The 25,154-nt window shown below is 66.0% G+C and carries 23 protein-coding genes; 16 read left to right on the top strand and 7 right to left on the bottom strand.

Annotation, left to right across the window (positions count from 1 at the left end; genetic code table 11):
• Positions 1-21 precede the first annotated feature (21 nt).
• From LG299_RS15500 to LG299_RS15525, 6 genes are all read left to right on the top strand, one after another.
• Positions 22-831, top strand: coding sequence for an ABC transporter permease (locus LG299_RS15500; RefSeq protein ID WP_404431821.1), 810 nt, complete (start codon positions 22-24; stop codon positions 829-831).
• Positions 831-1,571 (top strand): ABC transporter ATP-binding protein, encoded by a 741-nt coding sequence (locus tag LG299_RS15505; protein ID WP_404431823.1) that lies wholly within the window; start codon positions 831-833, stop codon positions 1,569-1,571. The genes LG299_RS15500 and LG299_RS15505 overlap by 1 nt, the downstream gene beginning before the upstream one ends.
• Positions 1,572-1,643: 72 nt before the next feature.
• Positions 1,644-2,855: a glycosyltransferase family 4 protein gene (locus tag LG299_RS15510; protein ID WP_404431825.1), complete on the top strand. Its 1,212-nt coding sequence runs from the start codon at positions 1,644-1,646 to the stop codon at positions 2,853-2,855.
• 52 nt (positions 2,856-2,907) lie between these two features.
• Complete coding sequence (locus tag LG299_RS15515) at positions 2,908-3,132, top strand: acyl carrier protein (protein ID WP_404431827.1); 225 nt, start codon at positions 2,908-2,910, stop codon at positions 3,130-3,132.
• Positions 3,125-3,892 (top strand): SDR family NAD(P)-dependent oxidoreductase, encoded by a 768-nt coding sequence (locus LG299_RS15520; RefSeq protein ID WP_404431829.1) that lies wholly within the window; start codon positions 3,125-3,127, stop codon positions 3,890-3,892. The genes LG299_RS15515 and LG299_RS15520 overlap by 8 nt, the downstream gene beginning before the upstream one ends.
• Before the next feature lie 24 nt (positions 3,893-3,916).
• Positions 3,917-4,924, top strand: coding sequence for a 3-oxoacyl-ACP synthase III family protein (locus LG299_RS15525; protein ID WP_404431831.1), 1,008 nt, complete (start codon positions 3,917-3,919; stop codon positions 4,922-4,924).
• 6 nt (positions 4,925-4,930) lie between these two features.
• Here the strand turns inward: LG299_RS15525 and LG299_RS15530 are convergent, their stop codons facing one another.
• Positions 4,931-5,824, bottom strand: a complete 894-nt coding sequence (locus LG299_RS15530) for a hypothetical protein (RefSeq protein WP_404431833.1) — start codon at positions 5,822-5,824, stop codon at positions 4,931-4,933.
• Positions 5,825-6,037: 213 nt separating this feature from the next.
• Here LG299_RS15530 and LG299_RS15535 point away from each other — a divergent pair, with 213 nt between their 5' ends.
• Entirely contained in the window at positions 6,038-7,489 is a 1,452-nt protein-coding gene (locus LG299_RS15535; RefSeq protein ID WP_404431835.1) for a hypothetical protein, read from the top strand.
• A gap of 44 nt (positions 7,490-7,533) precedes the next feature.
• Here the strand turns inward: LG299_RS15535 and LG299_RS15540 are convergent, their stop codons facing one another.
• From LG299_RS15540 to LG299_RS15555, 4 genes are all read right to left on the bottom strand, one after another.
• Positions 7,534-8,280: a hypothetical protein gene (locus LG299_RS15540; RefSeq protein ID WP_404431837.1), complete on the bottom strand. Its 747-nt coding sequence runs from the start codon at positions 8,278-8,280 to the stop codon at positions 7,534-7,536.
• A gap of 61 nt (positions 8,281-8,341) precedes the next feature.
• Positions 8,342-9,334, bottom strand: coding sequence for a glycosyltransferase (locus tag LG299_RS15545; protein WP_404431839.1), 993 nt, complete (start codon positions 9,332-9,334; stop codon positions 8,342-8,344).
• A 31-nt stretch (positions 9,335-9,365) separates the two neighbouring features.
• Complete coding sequence (locus LG299_RS15550) at positions 9,366-10,679, bottom strand: O-antigen ligase family protein (protein ID WP_404431841.1); 1,314 nt, start codon at positions 10,677-10,679, stop codon at positions 9,366-9,368.
• Positions 10,676-12,073 carry an O-antigen ligase family protein gene (locus LG299_RS15555; RefSeq protein ID WP_404431843.1) on the bottom strand — a complete coding sequence of 466 codons (1,398 nt, stop codon included), beginning with the start codon at positions 12,071-12,073 and terminating at the stop codon, positions 10,676-10,678. Before LG299_RS15555 ends, LG299_RS15550 begins: the two co-directional genes overlap by 4 nt.
• 41 nt (positions 12,074-12,114) lie before the next feature.
• Between LG299_RS15555 and manA the strand changes: the two genes are divergently transcribed.
• The 4 genes from manA to LG299_RS15575 all read left to right on the top strand — a co-directional run bounded on the left by manA (position 12,115) and on the right by LG299_RS15575 (position 18,112).
• Positions 12,115-13,269, top strand: a complete 1,155-nt coding sequence (gene manA, locus LG299_RS15560; protein WP_404431845.1) for a mannose-6-phosphate isomerase, class I — start codon at positions 12,115-12,117, stop codon at positions 13,267-13,269.
• 180 nt (positions 13,270-13,449) lie between these two features.
• The gene (locus LG299_RS15565; protein ID WP_404431847.1) at positions 13,450-13,776 is read left to right on the top strand and encodes a WhiB family transcriptional regulator; all 327 of its coding nucleotides are present in this window, start codon (positions 13,450-13,452) and stop codon (positions 13,774-13,776) included.
• A 77-nt stretch (positions 13,777-13,853) separates the two neighbouring features.
• On the top strand, positions 13,854-16,697 hold the full coding sequence (locus tag LG299_RS15570) for a glycosyltransferase (protein ID WP_404431849.1): 2,844 nt from the start codon (positions 13,854-13,856) through the stop codon (positions 16,695-16,697).
• On the top strand, positions 16,694-18,112 hold the full coding sequence (locus LG299_RS15575) for a DUF5719 family protein (protein WP_404431851.1): 1,419 nt from the start codon (positions 16,694-16,696) through the stop codon (positions 18,110-18,112). Before LG299_RS15570 ends, LG299_RS15575 begins: the two co-directional genes overlap by 4 nt.
• A gap of 4 nt (positions 18,113-18,116) precedes the next feature.
• Here the strand turns inward: LG299_RS15575 and LG299_RS15580 are convergent, their stop codons facing one another.
• Positions 18,117-18,560 (bottom strand): metallopeptidase family protein, encoded by a 444-nt coding sequence (locus tag LG299_RS15580; protein ID WP_404431853.1) that lies wholly within the window; start codon positions 18,558-18,560, stop codon positions 18,117-18,119.
• A 93-nt stretch (positions 18,561-18,653) separates the two neighbouring features.
• On the opposite strand from LG299_RS15580, the gene LG299_RS15585 reads away from it, so the two are divergent.
• Entirely contained in the window at positions 18,654-18,860 is a 207-nt protein-coding gene (locus tag LG299_RS15585) for a DUF3499 family protein (RefSeq protein WP_404431855.1), read from the top strand.
• A gap of 40 nt (positions 18,861-18,900) precedes the next feature.
• Positions 18,901-20,418: an adenosylhomocysteinase gene (gene ahcY / locus LG299_RS15590; RefSeq protein WP_404431857.1), complete on the top strand. Its 1,518-nt coding sequence runs from the start codon at positions 18,901-18,903 to the stop codon at positions 20,416-20,418.
• A 23-nt stretch (positions 20,419-20,441) separates the two neighbouring features.
• Here the strand turns inward: ahcY and LG299_RS15595 are convergent, their stop codons facing one another.
• Complete coding sequence (locus tag LG299_RS15595; protein WP_404431859.1) at positions 20,442-21,287, bottom strand: RDD family protein; 846 nt, start codon at positions 21,285-21,287, stop codon at positions 20,442-20,444.
• A gap of 16 nt (positions 21,288-21,303) precedes the next feature.
• Between LG299_RS15595 and LG299_RS15600 the strand changes: the two genes are divergently transcribed.
• From LG299_RS15600 to katG, 3 genes are read left to right on the top strand one after another with little or no spacing between them, the layout of a single operon-like run.
• On the top strand, positions 21,304-22,299 hold the full coding sequence (locus LG299_RS15600; RefSeq protein ID WP_404431861.1) for a stage II sporulation protein M: 996 nt from the start codon (positions 21,304-21,306) through the stop codon (positions 22,297-22,299).
• A 40-nt stretch (positions 22,300-22,339) separates the two neighbouring features.
• A complete protein-coding gene (locus LG299_RS15605; RefSeq protein ID WP_404431863.1) occupies positions 22,340-22,780 on the top strand; it encodes a Fur family transcriptional regulator in 441 nt (146 codons plus the stop codon).
• A gap of 46 nt (positions 22,781-22,826) precedes the next feature.
• A complete protein-coding gene (gene katG, locus LG299_RS15610) occupies positions 22,827-25,100 on the top strand; it encodes a catalase/peroxidase HPI (RefSeq protein ID WP_404431865.1) in 2,274 nt (757 codons plus the stop codon).
• Positions 25,101-25,154: the final 54 nt, after the last annotated feature.

A 25,154-nucleotide genomic window follows, 5' to 3' on the forward strand; every position in this document is an offset into this window, starting at 1 on the left:
CGCGGTCATAGACTCGACTCCGTGACCACAGCCACCGTCGGCGCCTCCGGATCCCCCCGGCGCTATCTCCACTCGCTGTGGCTCCTATCGGCGCGCGATCTGCGCGTGCGCTACGCGACGAGCGCTCTCGGGTACCTCTGGTCGGTGCTCGACCCGCTCGTCATGAGCCTCATCTACTGGTTCGTCTTCACCCAGGTGTTCCAGCGTTCCGTGGGTCATGAGCCGTACATCGTCTTCCTGATCACGGCACTGCTGCCGTGGGTGTGGTTCAACGCGTGCGTCTCCGATTTCACCCGGGCCTTCAACAAGGATGCGCGACTCGTGCGCTCGACGGCGATCCCACGATCGATCTGGGTGAATCGCATTGTCTTGAGCAAAGGAATCGAGTTCCTCTGTTCGCTTCCCGTGCTCGCTCTATTCGTGGTGGTCGCGACCTTCACGAGTTCGACACCCGTGCAGATCGGGTGGGGTCTGATGTGGTTCCCGGTGGCGGTCGTTCTCCAAGCGATGCTTCTCGTGGGCCTCGGCCTCCTGGTCGCGCCTCTGTGCGTCCTTTACTCCGACCTGGAGCGGACGACGAAGCTCATTCTGCGCGTGCTGTTCTACGCTTCGCCCGTCATCTACTCGGTCTCCGACCTGCCCGGCATCTTCTCCGAATTCGCGGCATTCAATCCGCTGTCCGGAATCTTCACGCTCTACCGGATGGGGTTCTTCCCGGAGTCCTGGGACACGCTGAGCGTCATCGTCGGCGCGCTCATGTCCGCAGGGTTCTTCGTCCTGGGTCTCCTCACATTCCGCCGCCTTGAGCGGCCCGTCTTGAAGGAGCTGTGATGTCGGCATCCGATCCCGCGATCGAGGTCCGCGGTCTCGGGGTGCGGTTCCGCCGCAATCGCCGGGGGCGTCGCAGCTTGAAGGATCTCTTTGCCGGCGCGAAGCGGCGCACGCGCCCGGGGGAGTTCTGGGCTTTGCGTGACGTGTCCTTCGACGTACGCCCCGGTGATTCGATCGGCGTCGTCGGCCGCAACGGGCAGGGCAAATCGACCCTCCTCAAGCTCGTTGCCGGAGTCCTGCTTCCGGATGAGGGTGCCGTAACCGTGAGCGGGGGAGTCGCTCCGCTCATCGAGATCACCGGCGGCTTCGTGGGAGACCTGACGGTGCGCGAGAACGTGCGCCTCGCGGCGGGCCTGCACGGGATGTCGCGCGCCGAGGTCGACGGCCGGTTTGACGGGATCATCGCGTTCGCCGAGATCGACGAGTTCGTTGACATGCCCTACAAACACCTGTCAAACGGCATGAAGGTTCGTCTCGCGTTCTCCGTCGTGTCTCAGCTTGATGAGCCCATCCTGCTCGTGGATGAGGTGCTTGCCGTCGGCGACCGGGCGTTTCGAGAGAAGTGCTACATGCGGATCGATGAGCTCCTGGCGGAAGGCCGCACGCTCTTCTTCGTGTCGCATAACGAGAAGGACTTGCGTCGCTTTTGCACGAGGGGCCTCTACCTCGACAAGGGACGCCTCGCGATGGATGCTCCGATCGCAGAGGTGCTCGACCGGTACAACGCCGACTACACCTGAGTCCCAGAGTGGGCTTGTTAGGATTTTCCGGTTGCGCCGAGGGCGCGCCCCGATACGCTGAATGGTCACGCAATGAGAATCGCCGTAGTCAACAACTTCTACCCGCCACGATCGGGCGGGTCCGCGCACCTGTCGCAGCACCTCGCGCATAAGTACGCACAGTCTGGCCACGAGGTCCTCGTGCTCACCGCCACTTACGGGGATGCGCCGGCGGAAGAAGTGCACGGCGGCGTCCGCATCGTGCGGATCCACGCCTGGACCCTGCCGAAGACGCGATTCGCCGCCAACTTCGACATCGGGTTCACCTCTTCGCCGAAGGCGAAGAGCCGGGTCTTCGACCTGCTCGACGAGTTCGCCCCCGATGTCGTGCATCAGCATGGCCAGTTCTTCGACCTCACGTGGCTTTCGGGGTGGTGGGCGCGCAGGCGTGGCGTGCCGACGCTCTTGAGCATCCACACGCGACTGGAGACGCCGCTTAGCAAGTTCAACGACTTCGTCTACACCGTGGCCGACCGCATCCTTGTGGCGCCTCTCATGCGGATGCATAGGCCGAAGGTCGTGGTGATGGACATCCTCATGGACCGGTACATCGACAAGCGCTACAGGCGCGCCATCAGCGGCAAGGTTTCGATTCCTGTGGGCATCGATCCGGAGGTCCTGCGTGGGGGCGAGGCTTCGGGGATCCGAAAGGAGCTCGGGCTGGAGGGACGACGCGTCGTCGTATCCATCGGTCACGTCATTCCGCAGCGCAGTCGAATCGCTCTCGTACGTGCGCTGCCTCTCGTTCTGGAGAAGTTCCCGGATCTGGTCGTCGTCGTCGTGGGCGGCGTCTATCACGACGAATTCCTCCACATCGCGAAAGACCTGGGCGTCGAGCACGCGTTGATAACGACGGGTGCCGTTCCGCAGGCGCGCGTGCCCGACTTCCTCGCAGCAGCCGACGTTGAGGTGCACGAGCTTGAGGGACTCGGTTTCGGTACCGCGAGTCTCGAGGCGCTCGCGGCCGGGACGCCCGTCATCGCCGCCATCGAGACCGACAACTTCCTCGACATCCTTGTGGAGGACGGACGGGAGCTTTACATCGCGCCGCCGGTGAGCAGCAGAGAGCCACGCGCGGATCCGAGTGCTCTCGCCGGAGTGCTCATGAGGGTTCTGGAGGATCCCGCAGCCGCGCGTCGGCAAGTGTCAACGAACGCTCACCGACTTATTGAGGAGCACTTTACGATCGAACGGGTCGCGGCTCGTCACCTCGAGGTGCTCGAAGAGCTCGTGTCTGCGCGCTGATTGCCCGTGAACACTGAGCGCTGGCTTGAGTGGCCCGAGGTATGCTGGGCGCATGGATGACACCGCTCTGCTCAACATGGTCGCTGAGATCCTCGAAGTCGAGGCGAGCGAGCTCGCGTTGACCGATGAGCTCGATGCCCTGGGGTGGGATTCGCTCGCGAACATCAGCTTCATCGCCGATGTCGACACTGCAACGGGAGTCACCATCGACGCAGACAAGCTCGCAGACGCAAGGACGATCGCCGACCTTCACGCGCTCGTCAACACGGGTGTCTGACGCTCCCGACTACTTAGCCCTGCGCGACCGAGTGATCGTCGTGACCGGGGCTACCTCCGGCATCGGTGAAGCCACCGCGATCGCTGCGGCCCGCCACGGCGCACGCGTCGTCTGTGTCGGACGCCGTGTCGACGCACTCGATCGTGTCGTCGGTTCGCTCGATGGCGAAGGCCATCTCGCTCTGCCTCTCGACGTCACCGAGTTCGCCGAAATCCCGCGAGCGTTCACCCGCGTGGTCGAGCAGGTTGGACGCCTGGACGGCCTCGTTCACGCTGCAGGCATCCACGATGCGACACCGCTTCGAGGCATGGCCGACGCGCGCATCGCCGAGCTCTTCGAAGTCAACGTCACCAGCGCACTCATGCTCTCCAAGGCGTTCCGTCACGCGAAAGTTCGCGGCGAGCATCCGAGCATCGTCCTCATGTCGTCCGCTGTTGGCCTTGTGGGTGAGGCGGGTGTGAGCCTTTACGCGGCGACCAAGGCCGCGATCGCGTCTCTGTCGAAATCTCTGGGACTCGAGCTCGCCCGCGAGGGTGTCCGTGTCAACTGCATTGCCGCTGGGATCGTCATGACGGCGCTGACCGCGGGCATCAAGGACACAGTGGGGACGACCGCCTGGTCGAGCATCGAAGGAGCTCATCCGCTCGGCGTGGGTACTCCTGAGGACGTCGCTGATGCGGCACTCTACCTGCTCTCGCCCGCATCGCGGTGGGTGACCGGGACTGCGCTCGTCGTGGACGGCGGTTACACCGCGCGCTGACGACCGGCGCGTAGAATCGAGACCATGAGCGCCCGCATCGCAGCCGTCGACTACTACCTGCCCGAATCTGTCTTGAGCAATGAAGATCTGGCGGCTCAGTTCCCCGAGTGGAGCGTCGAGAAGATCGCCAGCAAGACCGGCATCCATCGTCGCCACATCTCCGGTCCAGATGAGTTCTCGTCCGATCTCGCGACCGCTGCCGGTCGAAGGCTTTTCGAGGGGCGAGATATCGACCCGGCGTCGATCGAGTACCTCATCGTTTGCACGCAGAGCCCCGATTACTACCTCCCCTCCACCGCCTGCATCGTCCAGGAGCGTTTGGGGCTGCCCACCTCGACGGGAGCGACCGACATCACCCTCGGTTGCTCGGGCTACATTTATGCCCTGGGCCTGGCCAAGGGACTCATCGAGTCAGGCCAGGTTTCAAACGTCCTCGTGATCACAGCCGACACGTATACGAAGTTCATCAATCCGCTTGACAAGTCGGTGCGCACGATCTTTGGCGACGGCGCAGCGGCGACTCTTGTGGCGGACGACGGAAATGCCGAATCGATCTCGGGGATCACCTACGGAACGAACGGCGCGGGCGCGAAAAGCCTGATCGTGCCGCATGGCGGCCTTCGCGCGGGCGAGGGTCTACAGCCGAAGTCGGATGTGACGGCACGCGCCCTGGAATCGACGGGCTACGACCTCTACATGGACGGGCCTGACATCTTCAACTTCACGCTCGACGTCGTTCCCTCCTCGGTCGATGCCATCCTGGCGAAGGCTGGACTGACGGGCGAGGACATTGATCTGTATGTCTTCCATCAGGCAAACGCCTTCATGCTCGAGCACCTCCGCAAGAAGCTCGGCGTTCCGGCCGAGAAGTTCTTCGTTGCACTCGCAGACTTTGGCAACACGGTCTCGTCCACGATCCCGATCGCCCTCACCGAGGCTGAGCGTCAAGGTGTCCTCAAGCCCGGGATGCGAGTGATGTTGCTCGGCTTCGGCGTCGGACTTTCGTGGGGCGGCTTCGTCGCCACCTGGTGATCAGGTTCAGACGGCTGTTCGCCGAGGCGTGATCTTCGCAGGGCGTGCGGGGTTTCCCATTACGGTGGAACCGGGCGCGACCTTCGTAAAGACGACGCTACCGAGGGCTACTCGCGCGCCCGCACCGATCCTGGCGCGGTCGATGACCGTCGCCCCAGGGCCGATCCACACATCGTCGCCGACGTCGGCGCTCCCGGCGATCACGGCACCCGCCGCGACGAAAACACGTTCGCCCAGCTGAGCGCTGTGGGCGATCATCGCATTGCTGTCGATTCGGCAGTCAGCTCCGACAACGGTGTGGCGGCGCGCGAAACCGCGGGCCACGGTAGCGAGTGAACCGATCTCGGTTCCGGCGCCGATCCTCGTCTCGCCGTCATGCACGACGGAGAGCACGCCTCGAGACGTTCGCTTGTGCTCGAAGCCGGGGGTGCCGACGACCGAGCCCGCGCGCAACACCGCGCCTTCGCCGATTCGCGCCGACCTCAGTACAGTCGCGTGGGGTTCGACGACGACGCCGCCGGCGATGATGACGCCGACGTCGTCGATGAAAGCCTGCGGATGAATCCGTGCGTTCGGATCGATGATCGACGGCTCGTTCTCGAGGGGCCCCTCAAGGGCGAGCGTGTTGTGCAGAGTGTAGAAGTGCCACCGGGGATCATCAACGGCGATGAGCTTCGTGCGGGGAGGAATTCGCTCGCGTGCTTCGTCGAGAAGCTCCGGGTTGACCAGGAGTACTCTGAGTGCCGGGTTGCGGGATGCTCCGGCGAGGAACTTCGCGTCATCGAGAAAGCTCAAGATGTCGGATCCGGGATCGTTGCCAGCGAGATCCAGTCGGGCCACAGAGAAGGACGCCTCGGCGCTCCAACCGGTCGAGCGGGCGAGGTCTTGCTGCGTGATCACCGCAACAGTCTATGGGCGGGGGCGCGGCATCTTCGGATCTGTGGCGTCTCGTCCACGCGCTGCGCGCGGACGTAGACGCTGCCCCCAGCAAAGCCCCAGGGTCCGATCTGGGCGCGCCACTAGAATAGTGCGGTCCCCACGGTGCATCCATCTTTCCACCGGCTTCCGCACGACCCCTGCCACTCGATGGCCAGCTTGAGGAGTTCACGGCCAATGAGTACAGATCGATCGATCCGAGCGTGGGCCGGTCGCCACGACCAGGCGATCTTCATCTGGATCGCTTCACTGATCCTCGTCTTCCTCGGGGCTTCGCTCGTCGTCATCGCATCAGATGACCATCCGATGTCGTTTCTCGACGAGCACGCGCACTACGACACGGCGCTCAAAATGCATGACGGGGAGCTCTCTTATCGCGGGGCGCTTTACGAAGAAGAGGTCGTTGACGAGTGGGCGTGCGGCGTAGGGCATCAGGCAGGTGGTTTGATCCACGGGTGCGGTGACCCTCTCTTGAACGTGCGCGACGTGACCTCGGGGCAGTACACCTCGGGCTACATCCACTACCCGACGTACTTCCTCGGAGCCGAAGCGTTCCGCGCGGTTTCGACCGCGGTCTTCGGTCCGCAAAGCGGTCTCACCGAGTACAGGGTGTTCAGCGGGCTTCTGGTGTGGCTGGGGTTCGCGGTCGGTGGCGTCTTCGCCTACGTGCTCGGCATCCGTAGATGGGGCCTCATTGCCGCGGTCACGCTTCCGGCGGCCGCAACGAGCATTTTCGTGATGGGGACGATGGTGACCCCTAATTCGACCGGGCCCCTCGCCGGCGCGTTGGTCGCAGGAACGGGGCTGCTTTGGGTCCAACGGGGGCGAGGGTTTGTGTGGCTCGCCCTCGCATCGGTGTTTGCCGCGTCGACTGCGGTTATCAGTTCGCTTCCCGTTGGCGGCTTCATTTTGCTGATCTTCGCAGCGAGCATCGCGCGTGCGCGCGGATGGCAGTTCGAGGGGGCCTGGCGGCCGAAGTTCTGGCAGGCGCTCGTGCTCGGTCTCATCGTCGTAGCACCCGTCATCGCGTGGGGTCGATACATCTCGGCAACCGCCACTGTAAGCAATGCCGACGTGTACGGCCCTTACCAGCTCCAGGGGTGGGGCCGAGTGATCAGGGGAGCGATTCAGGAGCTCTTCGCCTTCCATAGTCCCTGGACCGAGTGGAACCTCGGGATGCCACCCAGCGGTGGACCGGTCTCGGTCGCGCTGAGAGCCGCGGCAGGCGGGATCCCACTGTGGGTGACGATTGCCGTCGTCGGAGCGGTGGTCCTCGCGGTCTTCGGAGTCGTGATGAAGTCCCGCGGGGATGCAGGCGAGGCGACGGGCGGCACAGGGTTCACGGCGGACAGTTCTCTGTCGACCGTGACGCGGGTGCGTACTTTCCGAACTCATCAGATGCTCGCGGCTGGGACGCTTCTCACGATCGTGCTGTACCCGGCGGCACTGCGAGTGTCGAATGCTCTCAACTTCGGAGTCGAATTTGGCATCGTCGCGCGGTATTCGATGGCCTTCGCCCCACTCCTCGTTCTGCTCGCACTGATCCTCATTCCACAGCAAAGGTTCGCGATCGTGCTCGCGGGCTTGGGAATCGTGGGCGTGATCACTACTGCGGGCGTCTGGATCTAGCCTCGCCGACGGAATCCGCGATCAGCGTCGGTCCGACGTTCGCCTCAAATGCGATTGGCCAGCTGGGACAGCGGCGTATTGAACTCGATGGCGAGCTCGCGCCGCGCGTCGCGCAACGAGGCGACGAAGCTTGCGGTTCCCGCGCCCTTGTTCGCGAACTCGCCAGCCTGCACCTCGTCGACCATCCTGGTGTCGCCAACGGCCGCTTTCAACGCCTGGTAGGGCTTCACATCAGCACTGTTGAGGACGTAGTGGATCGGGTGAAGGTCCATCACCGTCAGCTCGTCTCGATCGCTGCGCCCCGCCAGAAATGAGACGGCATCCCAGTGAGGGTCGCGCGCAAAGAACTCGAGGTCGTCTTCCCACACATAGGGGACGCGTGCGAGGGAGCGACCGCGGTCCAGAGGTAGCTCCGACACCCGGACGCTCGTGAGGTCGCGGATGTAGACGCTTGCATCCAGGACGAGCGGTGACTCGTCGACGACCGTCTGCAAGATCGGCGTCGACTGCACGAGGCAGTGTGTGCGCATGGTGCGTGCTTCCGGCACGATGCGCATGCACTCGGCGAGTACCGCGGAAGGTGTCGCACCGTGACTGGAGCCCGGCTGGAAGTTGGGGTGGACACCGAGCTCCACGAGGTCACGCCGCGCTCGGAGCTCGTCGAGGACCGGAGTCTCATGGGTGATGAACCACGTCGATCTCAACTCGGCCTCGAGAAGATCATTGAGCAGGCGGCGCATCGCCCAATCAGGCGCCCAGTCGACATCGATCGTGATGAATGCCTCGTGCATCGCTGTCCTCGCGTTTTCGTGTCGCTGCGATCTTGCAGGCGCCACATGAGTTACCCGTGTTTCAGGAGATATCCACGAGCGGGGGCATCGGCCGCCACGAGGCATCCTTCGTGATCTTCTTACCGTCGCGCAGCCCGCGGAACAGGTTCGATGTCCCGCGGACCGTGCGCTCGACCGCGATGAGGCGAATGACCTCTTTGCCGAAAGTCAGTGCCGTGCCGGCACCGAAGAGGATCGGGTTGTAGACCCCGAGCGAACGGTAGTAGTTCTTCATGTGGCCGCGGTTGCGCATGATGTAGTACCGGTACGCATTGCTGGAGGCGTTCATGTGGCGGATGCCCATGTCCCACTGCTTGATCTCGCGCGTGCGGCGAAGCACGAACTCGTTCACGATCACCGAGGTGGTCTTGCGGGATGCGAGCCACCCGTACATCTGGTCGTCCCAGTAGATGAAGAAACGCGGATCGGGCAGGCCGATCTGCTCGACGATGTCGCGGTGAATGAACATGCCCTCGAAGCATCCCGAGTTCATCGGCTTGAAACCGGACTCGTCGAAGCCCGCGGGAGCAAACGGAATCGGGATGCCGAGGGGTTCTGCGATCCGGTACTGCCAGTAGAACTCGCTGCCGTCGTAGTCGTAGCGGCGACCCTGGATGCTCTTGAACCGGGGAGCCCACGCACCCATGCGCGCGAGACCATTGGGAATGACCTCGACATCGTCGTCCATGAGCCACACCCAGGTCGAGCCCAGGTCGTAGGCGACCTTCATTCCCTCGCTGAAGCCGCCGGAGCCACCGGTGTTGGTGTCGAGTCGGCGGTAGACCAGCTCGGCGCCCAGTCCCTCGCGGAACGACTCGACCACCTCGGTGGTGTCGTCGGTCGAGGCGTTGTCGACGATCACGACATGGCCGGGCTTGGGGTCCATCTCGGTGATGCTCGTCAGCAGGCGCGAGAGCAACCCCGACCGGTTGTAGGTCACGATGGCGATGGTCGCGGAGGCAGGATCGAACGGCACGGCCGCCTCGGTCAGCGGCGCGGAAGAAGGGGAAGACATGGCGTCTGGATTCTACCCTGCGCGCCCCGACTCAACCTTGGAGCGGCGAGAGAGGCGGGAGTGCCGGGCCCGTGGCGTCGATCCGCTCACGCCATGAGCGCGAGTGCCCGGCACGTACGGCGCAGACGACCAGCAGCATCCATCCCATTCCCGCGAGGGTGAAGCTCTCGAACATCGAGTCCAGCAGGAGCGCCACCAGTACGAGCGGAGTCCACGCATAAACGATCGATTTTCGTTCACTGGCGTCGATCCACGACCGCACGAGTGCGACGCCGGCTAGGGCGACGAAGATCGTGAGCCCCACCCAGCCGACTTGGAGAAGGACGTCGAAGTAGGCGTTGAGGCCTGTCGCATGCGAGGCGTCGAGCTGAAAGTTGATGTAGTTGAACGGGAACTCCCGGCTGTTCCACGGCCCGTACCACCCCCACCCTTGGACCGGTCGCGCGCGGACGTACTCCACCATCAGGTTCCACAGGTCCACGCGCATCGACAGATCGTTGCCGGCACCGATCCACGCAATGAGCGGATGCCGCGCCACGTAACCGACGATGACTCCGAGTACGACCACCGCGCCGAGAGCCCACTGCAGGGCTGCGCGGCGTTCTGGGCGTGTGCGTCGCACCAGCGCCAGCGCTCCTACCGCGAGCCCGACGCCGACCGCCAACACCAGGACGGTGGGGGAGTCGCTCAGCGCCGCAAGCGAACCGGCGAGCACCACCGACACCACGGACACACCCGGACGCACGGACTGCGTGCGGTACTCGACGAGGAAAGTGATCAGCGCGATGACGGCAACGAAGCCCAGCAGATTTCGCGTTCCGAAGATGCCCTGAATAGGGCCGAGCTGAGCGATGTTGCCTTGCACACCCAGGAAGGTGAGAGGCATATCGAGCAGGACGCCCGCCAGGATTTCGATGCCCAGCGACACAGCAAGAAGGACGCGAAGAACATCGCCGACCGCTCGCGCAGTCTGCAGCGTGTCGCGGACGTGCCCGATGGTGACGGCGAGGAACGCGATTGCGGCGGTGGAGACCCAGCTCCAGAAAGACGCCCCGCGGTCCGAACTCCAGAAGACGCTCACCAGGGTCCACGCGAGAAAGACGACGAGTGTCGTGGGCACCAAGCGCACGAACGACAGTTCTCGCCGTCGGGCTGTCAGCATGATGGCGCCCACTGCGCAGAGTCCGACGACGATGGTGACGTACGTGACGCGACCCGCGATTCGCTCGATGGCGAATGACGCGAAGACCGCCCCGAAAACTGCCAGCGTGTAGGCGCGGGCGAAGAGTGCCGAGGCAACCAGGCCGCTCACCCAGGTCGTGGAGGGGCCTTCGGCGCCGCTCACGGGACCTGCGCGGTGAACTCGCCGCGTTCGATCGCGGCACCCTGTTCTGCGGGTCCTACGCCAATGTGTGGGGCCTGCTTGATTTTGAACCCGAGCATGACCAAGAACATCCACCCCCACACCAGCAGAGGGCTGGATTCGGCGAAGCTCTGGACGAGAAGGATGGTCCCGACCAGGGTTGGCAGGAGAGTGAGCGACGAATACGGCCGATCGGCTTTCAGATCCCATCGCGGGCGATCCACGGCGAAGAACCAGGCGCGCCAGACGAACGCGAGGAAAAGGATGCCGAAGAGGACCACCCCGACGAGGCCGAGCTGCAGGTACAGGTCGATCCACGTGTTGTGGGCTTGCATCACCGTGACACCGTGATCGACGATCCAGCCGTCGAAGGCCGGGTCCCACGGCACCCACGGTGTGGAGTACCCCCAGCCGATGAGGGGGCGCTCATTCGCGCGCTCGAGGACGGTCTGCCAGATGCCCTCGCGCCCGGTGAGGTCCGACGTGCGACCGAGGGCGGTAAAGATCACGTCACGCCCCCACCACAGGCCAGCGCCTCCCACCACGGCGATCGCGGCGTACCCGATGTACAGCGGCGTCCGCTGGCCGGGCTTCTGTGTGCGGCGCATGAGCAGGACCGTTGTCAGTACGACCACGACGGCGGCCGCGGCCGCATACGACGTTGCGGAGCTCGCCCGGTAGAGGAGGTACGCGGACAACACGATCCAGCCCCAGAGGAGCGCCCGTCGCGGGGCACCTGCGGTCAAGCGGATCGAGAAGACGATGATCGCCAAGAGAGCGACAGGGCCGAGCAGATTCGCGTTGCCCATGATGCCTTGGATGCGCCCACCGTCGAAAAGGTTGTTGCGCGACCAATACTCGATCGGGTCATCCGCCTTCGCGACGACGAATCCGGGGAGGATCGGTGCCTTCACGAAGATCGACACCCAGAGCTCGAACACGAGCGAGAGCCCGACGACCCACTTGAGTGCCGAGGCGATCGCGCGCACGAGCTCGCGCCAGGTCAGCACCGCGCCGACGAAGAGCGCCTGCGTCGTGGTGAGAAGAAGCAGGAGCAGGGTCAACGCCGTTGCCATCGGCCATGCCGACCAGGTGATGGACAGCACCGCCCAGCCCACATAAGCGACGACGAACCAGGGGAGACGGCGCCATTGGACGCTGGGCTTGGTTCCGAACCACAGTCCGACCGAGAGCAGTGTCGCGGCGATGGTGATGACGGCGGCAATGGTCTCGCCGAAGGCGTGCACCCAGGCCGTGCCCGACAGTGCAATGAAGAGCACGAAGATGCACCAGCCGCGCAACATCAGGTGCCGGGTCCGCTCGCGGACCGGCGCGGTCGGCGGGGCCGAGGCAGGGTGCTGGGAGTGGACGGCCATCGTTCCAAAAGGGTACCCCGCGCGCTGTCTAGGCTGGGGAGATGCTTGTTCCTCTTTCGAACACTCCCCGCGACTATGCCTGGGGCTCCACGACGCTGCTCGCCGACCTCGAAGGCCGTGAGCCCACCGAAGTGCGAGAGGCAGAAGTGTGGTTCGGCGATCACTTGGGCAGCCCAGCGCGCACGGCGGACGGGCGCACGCTGGACCAGTGGCTGAGCGATCCTCCCGCAGGCGCTCAGGCCCCGCAGCGGCTGCCGTACCTGCTGAAGCTCCTCGCCGCAGCATCCCCCCTCTCGATCCAAGCGCACCCGTCGCTCACACAGGCCGCGATCGGGTTCGCGCGTGAGGAGGCCGCGGGCATCCCCGTGGATGCTCCCGACCGCACCTACCGGGATGCGAATCACAAGCCCGAGCTGATCGTTGCGGTGAGCGATCGCTTCCTGGCGCTCGCGGGGCTCCGACCGCTCGACGCGTCGCTGCGACTGCTCGCGGCGATCGGACCCGCGGCGGACGGACTCGCAGTGCGGTTGCGTGGAGCGGATGACTCACCGGTGGCGGCGATCGCCTGGCTCTTGTCGTCGGATGCTGCCGCCGACGTCGCGGCGATCATCGACGCTGCCCGCACCGCCGAATCGGCCGAGTTCGCGGCGGAACTCGAGCTCGCGTGCTCGATCGACGCCGAGTATCCCGGCGATGCCGGCATTGTCGTGGCGCTGCTGATGAACTTCCTCACCCTGCGGAAGGGGGATGGCCTCTTTCTGCCGGCCGGGGTGCTTCATGCCTACCTCTCGGGCCTGGGCGTGGAGCTTATGGCGGCCAGCGACAACGTGTTGCGCGGGGGACTGACGCCCAAGCACATCGATGTCGATGAGCTGCTGGTCGTGCTCACTCCTGAAACAGGTGTGCCCCCGATCGTGGTTGGCTCGCCGGTCAGTGCCGGTGTCAGCCGGTACACGGTGCCGGTCGACGACTTCGCCCTGCTCGTCGCCCATTCGGCAGAAGGTGCGTCCGCGACCCTTCCGGTCGCCGGCATCGCGATCGCGGTGGCGACGGAGGGTTCGCCCACCATCGTGGGCGCCAGGAGCGGGGCGCGACACACGCTCGCGCCCGGAACGGCCGTTCTCGTCACGCAGGACGAACAAGAGTTGCTCGTCGAGGGTGAAGGCGTGGTCTTCCTCGCCACTCCGGGCCAGTGAGTGCCTCCTCCCCGAGGGCTCGTCTGGCCGTTATCAGAGCGCGACACGCCGTCGGCGCGTCGTAAAGGTTAAAGGGGCACCTGAGGCTTTAGTATCTGCGACTTGACCAGAGCGAACTACACGGGTGTAATTACTTCTACACGCGGACCGCGTGCCGGGGGACAACGGGGGGAGGAACACATGACGGGCTCTCAGTACCGATCAGGAGTTCCCGAAAATTGGTTCGTCGATCCTGTGAACCTCGGCGTACCGGGTGTGCGTCGCCAGGTCGAGGTCGACGAGGGCAATCCGCTGAGCTGGCAGAGCGACGCGCTGTGTGCCCAGACCGACCCAGAAGCGTTCTTCCCAGAAAAGGGCGGCTCGACCCGCGATGCCAAGCGCGTCTGCACGACATGCGACGTGCGGGACCGCTGCCTCGAGTACGCACTCCAGAACGACGAACGTTTCGGCATCTGGGGCGGTCTCAGCGAGCGCGAACGTCGCAAGCTGAAGCGTCGCGCCGGCTGACGCCGCGACGGCCGATCCTGCAGACCCGGCGCGTATGACGACGGGTGGGCGAGGAGCCCGCCTAGGCTGACCACGTCATGCCCGCCCGAGTCCACGCTGTCCTCGTCGTGCGTCCTGACGGGCGCACACCCGCCGCGCATCATCTGCGGCGGACCCTAGCCGCGCTCGCGGGGCAAACGCGACCCACGGATTCGACGACCATCGTGCTGTGCGGTGCCGACCTTCTCGTCGACGAGGTCATCGAGGCACAGCATGACGTGAGTGTCCTGCGATTGCCGTCGTCCACCAGCTATGCCTCCGCGGTTGCCGCGGCCACATCTGAAACCCAGGATGATGCGCTCTGGCTGCTGGCGCAGGACACCGCACCCGAGCGCGACGCGCTCGCTCGTTTGACGGGAAGTCTCGAACTCTCTCCTCTGGTGGCGTTCGTCGCACCCAAGCTCGTGCGAGCCTCTGACCGCTCCTCGATCGTGTCGCTGGGAATGTCGATGACCGGGCTCGGTCGCGCGGTGGATCGCGCGGCAGGCGACCTCGATCAGGGCCAGCACGACGGCATCGAGGATGTTCTGGGCGCGGACGTGCGCGCCATCCTGGTCAGAACGGAGACCTGGAGGTCGCTCGGCGGGCTGGACCCCGCGCTCGCCGGAGCCGACGAAGGACTCGATCTCGGCGTGCGAGCGCGCTTGGCAGGATTCCGCGTCGCCCTCGTGCCGACGGCGGTGGTCTCGGTGTCGGGCGACGGGGCGGCGGGGCTTCCTGCGCCGACAACCGCTCACCGGCGTCGCCGTGCGGCGTATGGCGAACGGGTTGCGCAGCTCCACCGACGACTGGCGTACGCGCAGCCGTGGGCGGTGCCGCTGCTGTGGCTGGCGATCCTGCCGCTCGCGGTTTGGCGTAGCGTGTTGGACCTTTTCCGGAAGGAACCGGCGCGGATCGGTCCGGAATGGGCGGCAGCGTTGGTCGCCGGCCTGCGTCCGGTCGCGATCGCTCGCTCACGCCAACGCATCAGGCGTAGCCGGAACGCGTCATGGAGTCGCCTCGCCCCGCTCCGAGTCAGCCGAGCCGAGCTGCGAGAGCGATTGGACGACGACCCCGTCGACCACGGAGCGGGACTTCGCACCGAGGGCGCATTCTTCTCCGGGGGAGGGGTGTGGCTCGTCCTGGTGGCACTCGTCGCGTCGGTCGCGGCGTTCCCCTCGCTCCTGGCGTGGACGATCCTCGGCGGCGGAGGTCTGCAGCCTTTGCGGACGAACGTGGGTCAACTCTGGGCAGACACGGCCTACGGCACGCGCGCCCTGGGACTCGACACCATCGGGCCGGCGGATCCGTTTGCGCTTCTCGTCGCGGGGCTCGGCTCGTTGTGGCCGCTCGAGCCATCGCGTCCGTTGGCAGTCCTGTGGATCCTCGCGCTCCCACTCGCGGCGCTCGGTGGGTGGTACGCCGCGACACGAGTGACGGAGCGCCCCATCTTGCGCCTCATGGGCGGCGCAGTCTGGGCGCTCGCGCCCTCCTTCCTCTCTGCGCTCACGGACGGGCGTCCAGCGGCGCTCATCGCGCACCTGCTCTTGCCTTGGCTTTTCTTCGCCGGGTCGGTCGCCCATCGATCATGGACCGGGGCGGGCGCAGCATCCCTTCTGCTCGCCGCGGTCGTGGCGTGCGCACCGTCGCTCGCACCCGCGCTGGTGGTGGTGTGGCTGGCGGCGACGATCCTTGCGGCCATCCTGGTACGGCGCGCCCTGATGCGAATGATCTGGCTCATTCTCCCCTCGCTGGCCCTCGCCGCACCCTTCGTCTGGCGCTCGGTTGAATCGGGCGACGCTTGGTGGATGCTGGCGGACCCCGGCGTCACATGGACTGGCGCTCAGGTCGCCGCCGACGAGCAGGGCCGGGCGCTCCTCGCCTTCGGGTTGCCGACGCCGGACATGGCCGGATGGGCGAGCATGCTCAGCGGTGTGCCGCTGTGGTGGGTGCCGCTGCTGGCCGCGCCTCTTGCCCTCGTCGCCCTCGCGGCGCCGTTGACTCGGCGGTGGGCTGCCGGAGTTCTGCTCCTCGGCGTCGCCGCACTCGGGCTCGGCACCGCATTCGCTGCGGTCGGCGTCTCGGTGGCCTTTGCGCAGTCCCTTCCTGTGCCGCTGTGGCCGGGGGGCGGTCTCAGCCTCGCGTGGCTCGGAATTCTCGGCGCGGCTCTCGCCACCCTGGACGTCGGCATAGCGCCACGCTTCGCCGTGATCCGGGGGAGCGTGACCACCATCATCATCCTCGCGCTCCTCGTGCTCTCCGTTCCCTCGCTCACCGCGATGTTCCGGGGAACAGCTCTTCTTCAGAACGGACCGGAGAGCACCCTCCCGGCCTATGTGGCGGCGCAGGGTGCCGACAACCCGGATGTCGGAACTCTGGTGCTGACGCCGCAGAACGCCGGTGGGGTATCGGCCCGAGTCGTGTGGGGCGGTAGCGAGACGCTCGGCGCCCAGTCCACCGTCGTGGCGACCCGCACCGAGCCGACCGATGCGGACGAACTCGTCGCGGGATTCGCCGCGGGCCTCATCACTGGCGCCGCAGACGATATCGTGCAGGAGATCGCACTCCGAGGAGTGGGCTTCGTGCTGCTTGCGCCGTCGATTGCGCCCGAGTCCGATGAGGCCCGAATGCTGCGCCTGAGTGCGGAGGCGGCCATTGATCAACGCGACGGAATGGATGCTGTCGGCTCGACCGCGAAGGGCGTGCTCTGGCGCGTGGCGACACCTGCCGCCGATCGGCCCTCTACGCCGATATCAGCCACCGCTGTTGCGGGCATCATCAGCGCAACATACATCGCGATCACCGCGATCGCCCTGCTTCTGGCGATTCCGACCGCCGCGACTCGTCGTGAGGCTCGGCGCACACCGCGCGTCGTCGGACCGCACTGGCAGGAGGACCGATGAGCGATCATCAGAAGTCCCGCTGGAGTTCGACGCGGACGCGTACGCTCGCGGGCGCGCTCGTCGCCCTGACGGCGGTCGCCGGAGTGGTGGCAGCCACGGCAACTCCGTGGCCAACACTCACGCGGCAACCTGCTCAGGTGACGACAACGCCAGCCCCGGCTGCGTCGGTGATCTCGTGCGTCGGTGGCCTCGTGACTCAGGGACGAGACCTCGCACGCCCCGGCCAACTCGCCACGGTCGCCTCGCAGACGGTGACCGCCGGAGTTCCGATCGGTGTGCCCGATCCGAACCCACAGGTGCTCGTTGCCGAGGAGCTCGGTGCGGGCGAGGGTGCGCTCGCGTTCACCGCGCCGCCTTTCAATGATGCACGCACGGACGTGGCGGCGTCGGGAGCGGCGACCGTGGCCGCGGAAGATATCGCCGGGTTCACCGCATCCGCGTGCCGCCCCCCGCTCTTGGAGTCCTGGCTCGTCGGTGGATCGGCTGCAACCGGAGCCGCCGACTACGTCATCCTCTCAAACCCCGGTACCGTGGCCTCGACTGTGCAGTTGACCGTGTACGGCGCGACGGGTGCGCAGAACCCCGCGGGCGGATCCGACCTCGTCGTCGCCGGGGGATCGCAGCGGATCGTGCCGCTGGCCGGCCTCGCACTGGGCGAGGCGAGTCCGGTCATCCATGTGAGCGCCGAGGGCGCGCCGATCCAGGCCGCACTGCAATCCAGCCTCACTCGCACGCTCCTGACGGGCGGCGTCGATCAGTTCGGTGCCGAGCGCGCCACCGAACTCATCCAAACCATCCCGGGTGTTCAGGTCACGGCGGCTCCGGGTGAAGAAGGCGCATCCAACGCGACGACGGTTCTGCGGATGCTGTCGCCCGAGGCGGACGCCAGCGCAACGGTCACCGTCCGTACCGTGGGAAGTCGCGAGCCTGCGCTCCCGCCCACCTCGGTTCCGCTCACCGCAGGTATTCCCACCGAGGTCGACCTCGGCGGGTTGCCGGTGGGTCTGTATGTCGTCGAAGTCGATGCGAGCGCGCCGGTCGCAGCATCCGTCTGGCAGACCACTGGTTTCGGGGAAGGCGACGACTTCGCCTGGTACACAGCCGCGCCGCTCATCGAGGTTCCGAGCCTGTTCGCTGTGCCTTCAGGCCCCACTCCGCAATTGACCCTCGTCAACCCGGGCGATATTGCGGCAACGGTGTCGATAACCCCGACCGGGGCGGCGGCAGCCATCACCGTAGAGGTGCCGTCCGGGGCGAGCGCGGCGGTCCAGGTGAGGGCGGGCGAGATCTACACGATCGATGCCGGCGGATCGCCGGTGCGTGCCGCACTGGCGTTCTCCGACGCGTTCGGCATCGCGGGGTTCCCGTTGTGGCCGGCGGATGCTGCGGCCTCTGACGTCACCATCTACCCGTAGCGGATCAGAAGTAGCGGAACCGTTCGGGACCGAGATCCCAGGGATCTCGGTCGAGGTACTCGGCCGCGGCACGGAACACGCAACCCTCGATCATCATGCGGCGATGCAACTCGTCGTCGCGGTGCAGATGGCTCAGGCGCTCGATCGGCAACCGGAAGAGCACGATCCGCTTCTGGTCGGAGAAGACCGCCCAGCGCGGGATTCCGTCGTCATCGCTCGCGGCGGGCATATCGGCGACTTCGAAGCTCACTTCTCGCAACTCCGGCCATGCCGAGCGGAGGAATTCCGCCGCGGTGCCGACCGAAAGGTCGAAGCGATCCATCCGGGTATCCAACGGACGCAGCGGGGGTCGCACTACGGGGCTGCGTTCTTCGCGGCCGTGACGTCCGTGACGAGACGGACGGCGCTTCGCGCTGCCCGCGCTCGAGGTGCTCCGCCGCCACGCCATGCGACCATCCTAGGAGTTCCGGGCCCGGAGGTTTGAGGCGGTGGTCGGCGCGGCATCCCACCGCTCGGGGCCGCCGAGACTAACGTCGGGGCAATGCGCGAGAGATTGTGTTCCAAGGTCGCCTGTGCCCGCGAGGCCGTGTCGACATTGACGTACGACTACCCCGACCAGATGGCCGTCGTGGGTCCGCTCGGCGCGACCGGTGATCCGCACGCCCACGACCTCTGCGCAATCCACACCGAACGACTCTCCGTCCCGAAGGGCTGGGTCGTCGTCCGTCACGAGACGTTGCGCGTCTGAGTCCGAACCCCGCCGGGCGTCCGCATGAAACAATGACGGCATGCCCTCCGCAGACTCTCTCACCGCAGACGCTCTCAACGACCAGGCCATAACGACCGAACCCTCGGCATCCGCCCCCGCGTTCGAATACGTCGTCGCCGACCTCTCGCTCGCCACAGCCGGCCGACACCAGCTGCGCCTTGCCGAGAACGAGATGCCCGGACTGATGGCTCTTCGTGAGGAATTCGGACCCACCCAGCCCCTGCGCGGAGCGCGGATCGCGGGCTCGTTGCACATGACCGTGCAAACCGCAGTGCTCATCGAAACGCTCACGGCGCTCGGTGCGCAGGTCCGGTGGGCCAGCTGCAACATCTTCTCGACGCAGGATGAGGCGGCGGCCGCCGTCGTCGTGGGGCCTCACGGCAGCGTCGATGAGCCCGCAGGTGTGCCGGTGTTTGCCTTCAAGGGGGAGACCCTCGAGGAGTATTGGGCCCTGGCGGACCGTATCTTCGACTGGTCGGCAGAGGGCTTCGACGGGCCGAACCTGATCCTCGACGACGGGGGAGATGCCACCCTCCTCGTACACAAGGGTGTGGAGTTCGAGGCAGCCGGCGCGGTGCCGGCCGCCACTGACGCCGACTCGGGTGAGTACCGCATTGTGCTCGAGACACTCCGGGCAAGCTTCGATCGCGACCCGCAGCGCTTCACCCGCATGGCGAAAGACATCATCGGGGTGACCGAAGAGACGACCACGGGCGTCCATCGCCTCTACGAACTCGGTGCCGCAGGGCGCCTGCTCTTCCCCGCGATCAACGTGAACGACTCGGTCACCAAGTCGAAGTTCGACAACACGTATGGCATCCGCCATTCACTTCCGGACGGACTGAACCGTGCCACTGACGTCCTGATCGGCGGCAAGGTGGTCTTCGTGGTCGGCTACGGCGACGTCGGCAAGGGTGCGGCTGAGGCACTTCGCGGCCAAGGTGCGCGGGTCATCGTCGGTGAGATCGACCCGATCTGCGCGCTGCAGGCGGCGATGGACGGATTCCAGGTCACGACTCTCGAGTCAGTGCTCGGCCAGATCGACATCCTCATCACCGGCACGGGGAACACTCGAGTTGTCACTCCGGAGCACCTGCTCGGGCTCAAGCACCTCGCGATCGTCGCCAACGTCGGTCACTTCGACGACGAGATCGACATCGCAGGCCTGGAAGCGGTCGCCGGGGCCGAGAAGATCGAGATCAAGCCGCAGGTGCACGAGTGGCGTCTGCCCACGGGTCGCAGTGTTCTCGTGCTCAGCGAGGGACGCCTGATGAACCTCGGAAACGCGACGGGGCATCCGTCCTTCGTCATGAGTGCGTCGTTCACCAACCAGGTGCTCGCTCAGATCGAGCTGTTCACCAAGACCGACGAGTACCCGATCGGGGTCTACACCCTTCCGAAGACTCTGGACGAGAAGGTGGCCCGCCTGCACCTGGCGGCGCTCGGCGTCGAGCTGACGACCCTCACCGCCGAACAGGCCGCGTACATCGGCGTGCCGATCGCTGGCCCCTACAAGCTCGACCACTACCGCTACTGACACGCGGCGAAGGTGTTGCTTCGCTAGCGCTGCGGGAATCCGCGCGGGGCGTCCGCTCCCGCCGTGGCAAGCGACGCGACACGCTGGTTCTCCAGAAGGATGCCTCGAAGCTCGCGCTCGCGCCGCACGGCGGCGATCGCGTACAGGGTCATCTCCGGGGTCGCCACGGGCATGGGTGAGACGAACGCCGCGGCTTCGTTCGTGAGAGATGCCGCGATCCGTGCGCGGGCGTCCGGCTGCATCGCTGCGGATTGATGGGTGAACTGCGCGATCCGTCGCGCAAGGCGATCGGGAAGCCGCGCCACATCGGCCGTCTGTGACCACGCCAGCAGGGGAGGCGGCACGCCGGGGGCGTACTCGGGTAGCTGCGGAGTGCGAGTTCGCTCGGAGTACGTGCCGGCCAACAGATCACCGAGCCGCTGCGAGCGGGGCGTGAACGCCCCCACGATCGCTGCGACAGCACCGAGGGTGAACCACAGCTCGAACACGCCGACGAGCGCCCGGATGAAGGCCTGGCGAAAGCCTGAGGCACCGCCGTCCGAGCGGACGATGCGTCCGCCGACGGCGAGCTTACCAAGGCTGCGCCCGCGGGTGATCGTTTCGACGGAGGTCGGGATCACGACGGTGATCAGCACCAGCAGCGAGATCGTGATGATCGGCAGAATCGATCCGTCGAACAGGCTGATGCCATAGAGCCACGAAATGGCCCAGATGAAGAGAACGAAGATCAGGATGCCGAGCACGATGTCAATCAGCGCTCCGAGTGCCCGCAGGAAGTAGCCGACCGGCTGTACGTCGAGCGCGACCGCTTCACCGGTGAGCACCTCATCCTGATGGACGACGATCGCGAGAGCGGCGGAGTCGGGCATGGGTACAGTAAACCAAATGGATCTCGATGCGCTTACTGCCGCTCGCCGCGAGGAGTGGGCGAGGCTGGATGCCCTCAGCCGGCTCCGCAGGCCGAGCGGAGCCGAGGTCGACGAGCTGGTCACTCGCTACCGGGCGGCTTCGGCGGATCTCGCCGACCTCAAGACCTCGGCGGGTCGTACCCCTCAGGGCGATCATGTGTCGACGATTCTGGCGCGAGCCCGTCTGGCGTTCACCGGCGCCCCCGAGAACGTCCTGCGACACATCCCGCGGTTCTTCGCTCTGCAACTCCCGGCCGCACTGTATCGGGTCCGCTGGACCACGCTGGTCATTGCGATCGCCTTCATCGCCATCGGGACGACCGTCGCGCTCTGGGTATCGGCTGATCCTGCACTCGTCGCCAGCCTCGGGTCTCGGGCGCAGCTGCAGTACTACGCCGAGAACGAGTTCACGAACTACTACAGCGAGAACCCCGCAGCGGTGTTCGCCGGGACTGTGTGGACGAACAACGCGTGGATCGCCGCACAGTGCGTGCTCTTCGGCATCACCGGGATTTGGCCGCTCATGGTGCTGATCCAGAATGCGGTCGGTGTCGGCACGGCGGCCGCAGTCATGATCGAGTTCGGTCGCGCGGATGTGTTCGTGCTGTTCATCCTGCCGCACGGCCTGCTCGAGCTCACCTGCATCTTTGTGGCGGGGGCAGCCGGACTCCACATCTTCTGGGCCTGGGTCGCGCCGGGGCGGCAGTCGCGTGGCGAATCGCTCGCGGCGGCCGGGCGGTCTCTCGCCACGATCGCGATCGGGTTGGTGCTTGCCCTCGGAGTCGCGGGTCTCATCGAGGGCTTCGTCACGGCACAGCCGTGGCCGTGGCCGGTGAAGATCGGCATCGGATCGTCGGCGCTGGTGCTGTTCGTGATGTACATGGTCGTCGTCGGCGGCCGCGCAGCGCGACGAGGCGAGACCGGCGACCTCACCGAGTACGAAGCGGGCACGCCCACGCTCGTTGCGGGGTGATCCTCTTTTGGTTCACTCAAAAGACCGCTAGACTGTAGGCATGCATTCCCCAGCCCTTGCCGCCGATTCGGCAGAGGCAATTCGCGCGTCGGGGCTCCGCGTCACCGATTCGCGCCGTGCCGTTCTCGCGGCGCTCGAGGCCTCGCCGCATGCCACTGCCGATGCGCTGTACCAGAGCGTGCTGCGCAGCGTTCCGCAGACGAGTCTTCAGTCGGTCTACAACGCGCTGGCCGATTTCGTCGAGGCGGGTCTCGTGCAGCGCATCGAGCCGGCCGGGCACCCCGGTCTGTTCGAGCGACGCGTGGGCGATAACCATCACCACCTGGTGTGCACCTCTTGCGGCGCGATCGAAGACGTCGACTGCGCACACGGTAGCGCGCCGTGTCTGACTCCGTCCGACGCGCGCGGGTTCACCCTGCAGACTGCCGAGGTCACGTACTGGGGCCTCTGCCCGGCGTGTGCCGAAGCATCCACTCACTGACAATCCCACTCCCATTCCACCGACCATTTCCTGGAAGGAAACACCCATGACTGATCACGATGAGACCGTCACCGGCATCGGCGGCGAGACCGAGGTCGAACAGGACGTCCTGGTCACCGACGAGCCGCAGGCTGCCGGTGGTTGCCCGGTCGTGCACAACGCACAGCCGCACCCCACGTCCGGCTCTGCCAACCGCGTGTGGTGGCCGAACCAGCTGAACCTCAAGATCCTCGCCAAGAACCCCGCCGTCTCGAACCCCCTCGGTGAGGACTTCGACTACAAGGCGGCTTTCGAGGCGCTGGACCTTGCCGCCGTCAAGGCCGACATCGAGCACGCCCTCACCACCTCGCAGGACTGGTGGCCCGCCGACTTCGGTCACTACGGACCCCTGGCCATTCGCATGGCATGGCACGCCGCCGGCACCTACCGCATCACCGACGGCCGCGGTGGCGGTGGAGCTGGTCAGCAGCGTTTCGCTCCGTTGAACAGCTGGCCCGACAACGTCAACCTCGACAAGGCTCGTCGCCTGCTGTGGCCGGTGAAGAAGAAGTACGGCCAGTCGCTGTCATGGGCTGACCTCATGATCCTCGCGGGCAACGTCGCGCTGGAGTCGATGGGCTTCGAGACCTTCGGCTTCGCCGGTGGTCGCCCCGACGTCTGGGAGCCGGACGACGACGTGTACTGGGGTGCCGAGACGGAGTGGATGGGCAGCGACCAGCGCTTCACCGGTCCTGACCGCAAGCTCCGCGGACCCCTGGGTGCCACCCACATGGGCCTTATCTACGTCAACCCCGAGGGTCCCGAGGGTAACCCCGACCCGCTGCTCGCGGCACACGACATCCGCGAGACGTTCGGTCGCATGGCCATGAACGACGAAGAGACGGTCGCGCTCATCGCCGGCGGACACACCTTCGGCAAGACCCACGGTGCTGCTCCCGACACCAACGTCGGCGACAACCCCGAGGCAGCCAGCCTCGAGGAGCAGGGCCTCGGCTGGAAGAACGCGTACGGCACCGGAAAGGGCGACGACACGATCACGTCGGGCCTCGAGGTCACATGGACCTACCACCCGACCCGCTGGGACAACGAGTTCTTCCACATCCTGTTCGCGTACGAGTGGGAGCTCTTCCAGAGCCCGGCAGGGGCTCACCAGTGGCGTCCGATCAACGGCGGCGGCGCCGACATGGTTCCCCTCGCCCACTCGGACGGTCGCCGTGAGCCCCGCATGCTCACCACTGACCTCGCGCTGCGCGTGGACCCGATCTACGGACCGATCTCGAAGAAGTTCAGCGAAGACCCCGCGGCCTTCGCCGACGCCTTCGCTCGTGCTTGGTTCAAGTTGACGCACCGTGACATGGGTCCGAAGGCGCGCTATCTCGGCGCCGAGATCCCCGCCGAAGAGCTCATCTGGCAGGACCCGGTGCCCGCTGTGGATCACGTGCTGATCGACGACGCGAATGCCGAGCACCTCAAGGCGCAGATCCTCGAGTCGGGCCTGAGCGTCAGCGAACTCGTCGCTACGACCTGGGCGGCAGCATCAACTTTCCGCGGCAGCGACAAGCGCGGTGGCGTGAACGGTGCGCGCATTCGCCTCGCACCCCAGAAGGATTGGGAAGTCAACAACCCGACCCAGCTCGCCAAGGTGCTCGACGTGCTCGAGGGTGTGCAGTCCTCGTTCAACGAGGGCCGCACGGACGGCAAGCGCGTCTCGCTCGCCGACCTCATCGTGCTCGCGGGCAACGCCGGTGTCGAGAAGGCGGCGGCAGATGCGGGAGTGCAGGCGAGCGTCACGTTCCACCCGGGTCGTACCGACGCGTCTGCCGAGCAGACCGACGCCGACTCGTTCCGGTACATGGAGCCCGCGGCTGACGGCTTCCGCAACTACTACGGCCCGCTCGCTGAGCTTCCGGCCGAATACCTGCTGCTGGACCGTGCGAACCTGCTCACGCTCAGCGCACCCGAGCTCACGGTCCTCGTTGGTGGCCTCCGCGTGCTCGGAACCAACTACGACGGTTCTGAGCTTGGGGTATTCACGGAACGCCCGGGCGCGCTCACGAACGACTTCTTCGTGAACCTTCTCGACCTCGGCACCACGTGGAAGCCGCTCGACCCGGGTTCGCACGCGTTCCTGGGGACGAAGGACGGTTCCGGCGAGAAGGTCGGGATCGGCACTCGCTCTGACCTGGTGTTCGGCTCGAACTCCGAACTGCGCGCGCTCGCCGAGGTTTACGCCTCGGATGACGCCCACGAGAAGTTCGTCCGCGACTTCGTCAAGGCATGGGGCAAGGTCACCGAGCTCGATCGCTTCGACCTGGTCTGATCCCGTATGCAGAAGCGGCCCGTCCCCGAATGGGGGACGGGCCGCTCTGCGTTG

It is taken from the genome of Microbacterium lacus, assembly GCF_044794305.1.
Lineage (GTDB): Bacteria > Actinomycetota > Actinomycetes > Actinomycetales > Microbacteriaceae > Microbacterium > Microbacterium lacus_B.

What these genes read in the sequence shown, in the direction of transcription:
- LG299_RS15540 (WP_404431837.1), bottom strand. Translation starts at nt 8,280, where the DNA reads ATGCACGAGGCATTCATCACGATCGATGTCGACTGGGCGCCTGATTGG.
- LG299_RS15515 (WP_404431827.1), top strand. Translation starts at nt 2,908, where the DNA reads ATGGATGACACCGCTCTGCTCAACATGGTCGCTGAGATCCTCGAAGTC.
- LG299_RS15555 (WP_404431843.1), bottom strand. Translation starts at nt 12,073, where the DNA reads ATGGCCGTCCACTCCCAGCACCCTGCCTCGGCCCCGCCGACCGCGCCG.
- LG299_RS15570 (WP_404431849.1), top strand. Translation starts at nt 13,854, where the DNA reads ATGCCCGCCCGAGTCCACGCTGTCCTCGTCGTGCGTCCTGACGGGCGC.
- LG299_RS15595 (WP_404431859.1), bottom strand. Translation starts at nt 21,287, where the DNA reads ATGCCCGACTCCGCCGCTCTCGCGATCGTCGTCCATCAGGATGAGGTG.
- LG299_RS15575 (WP_404431851.1), top strand. Translation starts at nt 16,694, where the DNA reads ATGAGCGATCATCAGAAGTCCCGCTGGAGTTCGACGCGGACGCGTACG.
- LG299_RS15565 (WP_404431847.1), top strand. Translation starts at nt 13,450, where the DNA reads ATGACGGGCTCTCAGTACCGATCAGGAGTTCCCGAAAATTGGTTCGTC.
- LG299_RS15545 (WP_404431839.1), bottom strand. Translation starts at nt 9,334, where the DNA reads ATGTCTTCCCCTTCTTCCGCGCCGCTGACCGAGGCGGCCGTGCCGTTC.
- manA (WP_404431845.1), top strand. Translation starts at nt 12,115, where the DNA reads ATGCTTGTTCCTCTTTCGAACACTCCCCGCGACTATGCCTGGGGCTCC.
- LG299_RS15600 (WP_404431861.1), top strand. Translation starts at nt 21,304, where the DNA reads ATGGATCTCGATGCGCTTACTGCCGCTCGCCGCGAGGAGTGGGCGAGG.
- LG299_RS15580 (WP_404431853.1), bottom strand. Translation starts at nt 18,560, where the DNA reads ATGGCGTGGCGGCGGAGCACCTCGAGCGCGGGCAGCGCGAAGCGCCGT.
- ahcY (WP_404431857.1), top strand. Translation starts at nt 18,901, where the DNA reads ATGCCCTCCGCAGACTCTCTCACCGCAGACGCTCTCAACGACCAGGCC.
- katG (WP_404431865.1), top strand. Translation starts at nt 22,827, where the DNA reads ATGACTGATCACGATGAGACCGTCACCGGCATCGGCGGCGAGACCGAG.
- LG299_RS15525 (WP_404431831.1), top strand. Translation starts at nt 3,917, where the DNA reads ATGAGCGCCCGCATCGCAGCCGTCGACTACTACCTGCCCGAATCTGTC.
- LG299_RS15605 (WP_404431863.1), top strand. Translation starts at nt 22,340, where the DNA reads ATGCATTCCCCAGCCCTTGCCGCCGATTCGGCAGAGGCAATTCGCGCG.
- LG299_RS15535 (WP_404431835.1), top strand. Translation starts at nt 6,038, where the DNA reads ATGAGTACAGATCGATCGATCCGAGCGTGGGCCGGTCGCCACGACCAG.
- LG299_RS15585 (WP_404431855.1), top strand. Translation starts at nt 18,654, where the DNA reads ATGCGCGAGAGATTGTGTTCCAAGGTCGCCTGTGCCCGCGAGGCCGTG.
- LG299_RS15505 (WP_404431823.1), top strand. Translation starts at nt 831, where the DNA reads ATGTCGGCATCCGATCCCGCGATCGAGGTCCGCGGTCTCGGGGTGCGG.
- LG299_RS15510 (WP_404431825.1), top strand. Translation starts at nt 1,644, where the DNA reads ATGAGAATCGCCGTAGTCAACAACTTCTACCCGCCACGATCGGGCGGG.